General features: G+C 69.5%; 1 pseudogene. It reads right to left on the bottom strand.

What is annotated here, in order from left to right:
• Positions 1 to 434: pseudogene (locus ACFP3U_RS37020) on the bottom strand (phosphorothioated DNA-binding restriction endonuclease); the annotation flags it as partial.
• Between the last annotated feature and the right edge of the window lie 163 nt (positions 435 to 597).

Below are 597 nucleotides of genomic sequence, written 5' to 3'. Positions count from 1 at the left end.
ACGGCTTCGCACAGGTCGGCGTGCAGCGACGGCGGGAAGTGGAAGTCCAGGAGCACCCTCGCCAGACGGCCCAGGAGCGCCGGATCCTTCCGCAGAGCCGTTCGCAGCTCGGGGGCGAGCCGTCCGGTCGCGCCGCTGGAGCGCAGGACCCGCACGCCACTTCCCGGGCTCCCGAGTCCCTGGTCGGTCCTGACCTCCCAGACGCCGTCACTGACCAGATGGTGGAACGGGTACGCGGGGGTGGTCGCATGGGACGGCCCGTACTCCTCGAGCAGCCGCTTCAGCTCCTCCTCGACAGCGCTGTACCGCAGTTCGCCGTCGGCATCGCGCTGGTAGCTGCCCAGCGCGTACAGCAGCAGCAACGGTTTGTGCGGCGCCCGAACGTCGTTGTTCGTCCACCGTCTCAGCTTCGCCACCCGCTCCAGCCAGTCCATGGCCGCCCAGCGTATTCCGCAGCACCGACGCTGCCTCAGCTGAGGGGCTTCATGGCAACGGGTCCCTACCTATGCAACCGGCCGTCCGGTCAGGCATGCGGTGAGCTACCGCCGCCCTGGCACTTCGCGGTAATCAGCCGCGGTGGGCTACGGGCCCGCGAGT

Source organism: Kitasatospora misakiensis, assembly GCF_042656005.1.
Taxonomy (GTDB): domain Bacteria; phylum Actinomycetota; class Actinomycetes; order Streptomycetales; family Streptomycetaceae; genus Kitasatospora; species Kitasatospora misakiensis.
This window is presented reverse-complemented; position numbering and strand designations above follow the sequence as displayed.